This window comes from Geminicoccus flavidas (genome assembly GCF_009806515.1).
In the GTDB taxonomy this organism is placed as follows: domain Bacteria; phylum Pseudomonadota; class Alphaproteobacteria; order Geminicoccales; family Geminicoccaceae; genus Geminicoccus; species Geminicoccus flavidus.
The window spans coordinates 1-5035 of the sequence record NZ_WUJP01000817.1; the positions used below are offsets into that span (position 1 = coordinate 1).

The window sequence follows — 5035 nt, forward strand, 5'->3', positions numbered from 1 at the left end:
GGCGCTGCGGCGGGCCATCAGCCGGTGGACGATCGGGTCGCGCTCCAGCCAGGGGCGCATGAACTCCTCGATCCGCGGCAGGCCGTCCAGCATTCCGCTGATCCTGCCGCCGGCGGGTGCCCGCCAGCCCGGCAGGGCGTGGAGGCAGGCGGCCATGATCGAAGGGTCGCGCCGGCCATCGTCGGGAAGCATGCGCAGCAGGCCCAATTGCTCGGCGCGCTCCGCACGGATCGCCTGCTCCAGCCGCGGCCGGGTGCGTGGCACCACCAGCGCCGGCTTGCCGAAGGACAGGATCTCGCAGAACGTGTTGTAGCCGCCCATCGCGACCACGCCGAGCGCCCGGTCGAACAGCGGCTCGGTGCGGGCGGCGAAGGTCAGCATGGTGACCTCGGGCAAATGCTGGGCGCGTTCCAGGAAGGCGGCGCGCTGTTCGCGATGCATGAAGGGTCCGAGCAGCACCACGGCCGGATGCGGCAGGCTCCGGTCGGTCTCGTAGGCGGAGAGCACCCAGTCGATCAGGTCCTCGCCATCGCCGCCGCCGCCGGTGGTGACCAGGATATAGGGCCGGTCCGGCAGCTCGATGGCCGGCTCCAGGCCGGCCGTCTCGGAGACGTGGCGGCGCAGATAGCCGGTGAAGCGGGTCTTGGCGGCGAGCCCGGCCCAGTCGTGGATCTGGTCCAGCGGGTCGCTCATCTCCGGCGTGCCGTACACCCAGATCTCGTCATAGAGCGAGCGCAGGGCCGGCAGCACGTTCTTGCGCCGCCACTCCTCCTCCAGGCTGGCCGGGTCGTCCATCACGTCGCGCAGGCCCAGCACCAGCCGGGTGCCGCGCTCCTTGAGCAGGCGCAAGGTGTGCTCGACCTCGCCGCGCAGGCCCAGCGGCTCCTTGTCGACCAGGAACACGTCGGGATCGAAGATCGCCGCGGCGTGCTCGATGATCGAGCGGCGCATCTCCAGCGTCTTCTCCAGGTCGATATGCAGCCCAAGCGGCGTGTAGTCGCCATTGCGCAGCTTGATGACGCCGGGAATGCGGATGAAGTCGACGCGGGTCTTGAAGTCGAAGCTGCCGATGATCGGCGAGCCGGACAGGATCAGGACCGACAGGTCCTTGAATCGCTCGACCAGATGATGCGCGATGGTCCGGCAGCGCCGCAGGTGGCCCAGGCCAAAGCTGTCATGGCTGTAGATCAGAAGGCGGGCGTGATCGTTCATGCGGCTCTGATCCGTGGGCGGCCGGCGGCGGAACATGGCAGATTTCGCCGCCGCCGCCTACCTGCGGACGAAAGCGCGCCTCGGGCACCTCGCCGTTTACCTACATGAACGGATGCCTGGGCAGGTCGAAGGGCGTCAGCAGAAAGCGGCGGAAGACCTCCAGATAGCCGCCGTCGAAGACGTAGTGCCCGTTCTCCTGGCGGAGCAAGGTGCGATGCTCGCGGTAGTAGCGGGGAATCGCGTACCAGGGCAGGTCCGGTCGCTTATGATGGACGTAGTGCAGGTTGTTGTTGAGGAACAGAAAGCTCATCAGTGGGCCGGCCTCGACTAGGGCGGTGCGCTCCTCCGGGGTCTCATGCGCGATGTGCTCGCAATAGGAGCGGACCAGGCTCAGCGAGGTGCCGGGCAGGACGAACAGCAGGAGATACTGCCAGACCGGCAGGCCGCAGACCTCCGTCACCCAGTAGAGCACCAGCGCCACCGACGGCACATGCCAGAGCCAGTATGCGAGGTTGGCGCGATCGCCGCGCAGCAGGGCCAGCGCCTCGTAACGCAGGAACTGGCCCACGATCAGGAACGGGCCGACCGTCAGCCGCCCGAGCAGAGTGTGGTTGAAGACCAGGACTTGGCGCCACCAGCCCGGCAGCGTGGCCCAGCGCTCCGCCGGGACATAGTAGCTTTCCGGATCACGGCGAGGATCGGTCAGGTGATGGAGCTTGCGGTGATGGGCCAGATGCGAGGCGCGGTACACCGGATAGGGCAGCCAGAGGTTCAGGGGCGGATAGACCGGCACATGATTCAGCCAGCGCCTGGTCGTCATCAGCTCGTGCAGCGCCTCGTGCTGGAGCGAGCCGTAGAGCGCCATGGTGAAGGCGGCGCAGGGGAGCAGGAGCCACCAGGGAAGTGCGGCGGCAAACCAGGTCAGGGTCAGCCAGGCAATCCAGGTGCCGGCGACGCTCGCCCAGGACATCCAACCTTGAGAAGCAATCAACTCGGACTTGATCAACCGAGAAGTAGCAGCCTGTTCAAACGTGTCCGCCATGTCCCGTCCTTATTTACGAGAAATGGCCTGTTCTACCGAAATTCATGTCGCCGTAGAAGAGGCAGCACTCCCGAAGAGGGAGCAGTGTCGGCGCGTTGACAGGTAGGCTGGAACCGATACGGTCCGCAGGGGGCGATTCGGATCCACGATCCGGACCGGCATATCCTGACCACAGGGAGGAGCTCATGGCCGATCGTGAGAACAGGATTCATCCGTTCATCCCGAAGCTCGTCGACCAGTACGAGCAGCGCAAGGTCGACCGGCGCGAGTTCTTGCGGACCTCGACGCTGCTCGGCCTGTCGGCGGCCACCGCCTACGGCATTGTCGGCAGGATCGACGGACCCGGCTTTGTCCCGCAGGCTCGCGCCCAGGACGCGACGCCCAGGAAAGGCGGCATCGTCCGGGTGTCGATCCGCATCCCGGACCTGTCGACGCCGCACATCTTCTCTTGGGTGTACGACAGCAACTCGGTCCGGCAGTGCAACGACTACCTGACCCGCACCGGCGTAGACAATATCACGGTGCCGTGGCTCCTGGAGAACTGGGAGGCTTCCGACGACCTGAAGACTTGGACGCTCCGGCTGCGCAAGGACGTCAAGTGGTCGAACGGCGAGCAGTTTGTAGCCGACCATGCCATCTGGAACCTCAAGCACATGCTGGACCCGGCCACGGGCTCGTCGGTGCTGGGCCTGTTCAGCGGCTTCCTGGTCGAGGAGAAGGACACCGGCCAGAAGGACGCCGACGGCAACCCGGTCATGACGACCGATTACTGGGACGCCAACGCGATCGAGAAAAAGGACGACTTCACCATCGTCCTGAACGGCAAGGGCCCGCAGATGGGCGTGCCGGAGAACCTGTTCCACTACCCGGCCTTCATGCTCTGGCCGGAGGACAACGGGAAGTGGGGAGTAGGCTCGCCCGGCACCGGCCCGTTCGAGCCGACGGTAATCGAGACCGGCAAGCGCGCGGTGTTCAAGGCGCGCGAGGGCTATTGGGGCGAGGGCCCCTATCTGGACGAGCTCCACTTCGTCGACCATGGCGACGACGCATCGGCGCAGGTGGCGGCGATGGCCTCCAGGCAGGCCGACGGCATGTACGAGGCTTCGGTGACCCAGTACGAGGTCCTGAAGCAGATGCCACATCTGGAACTCTACCAGGTCACCTCTGCCCAGACCGGCGTGGCGCGCGTCCATCCCATCAAGCCGTTCGACGATGCGCGGGTCCGCAAGGCGCTGCGCCTGGCGATCGACACGCCCAAGCTCCTGCAACTGGCCCATCTCAACATCGGCGCGCCGGGCGAGCACCACCATGTGGCTCCAGTCCATCCCGAGTATGCCGATATCGGGCTGATGCAGCAGGACATCGACGGGGCCAAGAAGCTGCTGGCCGATGCCGGCTACCCGGACGGCATCGAGGCCGAGATCTCCTGCAAGCAGGACCCGGCCTGGGAGCTGATCGCCGTGCAGGCGATGACCGAGATGTGGAAGCAAGCCGGCATCAACGTGAAGATCAACGTGATGCCGTCCTCGGCCTATTGGGACAACTGGACCAAGGTGCCGTTCGGCTTCACCGCCTGGACCCATCGGCCGCTGGGCGTGATGGTGCTGGGCCTGGCCTATCGCACCGGCGTGCCGTGGAACGAGTCGCACTGGTCGAACAGGAAGTTCGACGAGCTGCTCTCGGTGGCTGAGGGCATCCTGGACGTGGAGGAGCGGCGCCAGGCGATGGTGCCGATCGAGGAGCTGATGAACGAGGAAGGCCCGGCGGTGATCCCGTTGTGGCGGGGCATGTTCACCTTCTGGGACAAGAAGGTCGGCGGCTTCCAGCAGCACCCGACCAGCTACATCTTCGGCGAGCAGCTCTATCTCAACGAGGCGTGAGCCGGCTCACCGGGGCGGTCCGAAGCGGGCCGCCCCCCGCCTCTTCCGGTAGCCGCAACCTCGCTCGCGGATAGCAACGACGATGCTGAACTTTGTCCTGCGCCGGCTCGGCCAGATGGCATTCACGATCATCGTCGCCTCGTTCCTGATCTTCGCCGTTTCCGAATGGACGCCCGGCAGCGTTGCCCGCAAGACGCTCGGGCCCTATGCCACTGAGCAGCAGGTCCAGATCCTGACGGAGGAACTGGGCCTGGATCGGCCGGTGGTGGTCCGCTACGTCGAATGGGCCGGCAACATCCTGCAGGGCGATCTCGGCTACTCGACCCTCTACAAGCAGCCGGTGGCCCCGATCTTCCGGGACCGGCTGGCGAATACCGCGATGCTGGCGGCGATCGCGTTCGCGATCATCGTGCCGGTGTCGATCCTGTTCGGGGTGCTGGCCGGGATGCGCGAGGGCTCGCTTCTGGACCGCATCGTCTCGGTGGCGGCGATCATCTGCACCTCCCTGCCCGAGTTCGCGCTCGGCGCCTTCCTGTCGTCGATCTTCGTGATCTGGCTGGGCGTCCTGCCCGGCACCTCGACCCTGGATCCCGGCAGCGGCTGGAGCATCGCCAGTCAGCTGATACTGCCGGTCATGGTCATGGTGCTCTATGACGCTGGCTACGTGGTCCGGATGGTGCGCGCCTCCATGATCGAGGTGATGCTGGCTCCCTACATCCGCACGGCGATCCTGAAGGGCCTGAGCTTCGGGGACGTGATCCGCAAACACGCGCTGCGCAATGCGCTGATCGCCCCCTTCACCGTGATCCTCCTGCAAATCAACTACCTGATCACCGGCGTGGTGGTGGTGGAGGCAGTGTTCGCCTATCCGGGCTTCGGCCGGATGATGCTGGAGGCGGCA

The 5035-nt window shown here is 66.0% G+C and carries 4 protein-coding genes; 2 read left to right on the plus strand and 2 right to left on the minus strand.

The features are described 5' to 3' along the window. A partial coding sequence (locus EQG76_RS23485; RefSeq protein ID WP_159716835.1) for a glycosyltransferase family protein occupies positions 1-1212 on the minus strand: 1212 nt, incomplete at its 3' end. 100 nt (positions 1213-1312) lie between these two features. Then, positions 1313-2182, minus strand: coding sequence for a fatty acid desaturase (locus tag EQG76_RS23490; RefSeq protein WP_159716838.1), 870 nt, complete (start codon positions 2180-2182; stop codon positions 1313-1315). 257 nt (positions 2183-2439) lie between these two features. On the opposite strand from EQG76_RS23490, the gene EQG76_RS23495 reads away from it, so the two are divergent. Then, on the plus strand, positions 2440-4134 hold the full coding sequence (locus EQG76_RS23495) for an ABC transporter substrate-binding protein (RefSeq protein WP_159716841.1): 1695 nt from the start codon (positions 2440-2442) through the stop codon (positions 4132-4134). An 82-nt stretch (positions 4135-4216) separates the two neighbouring features. Then, the coding region (locus EQG76_RS23500) for an ABC transporter permease (protein ID WP_159716844.1) at positions 4217-5035 on the plus strand (819 nt) is incomplete at its 3' end.

Bases quoted from the DNA above. Each gene is read 5' to 3' on its own strand.
- EQG76_RS23495 (WP_159716841.1), top strand. From the start codon at position 2,440: ATGGCCGATCGTGAGAACAGGATTCATCCGTTCATCCCGAAGCTCGTC.
- EQG76_RS23490 (WP_159716838.1), bottom strand. From the start codon at position 2,182: ATGTCCTGGGCGAGCGTCGCCGGCACCTGGATTGCCTGGCTGACCCTG.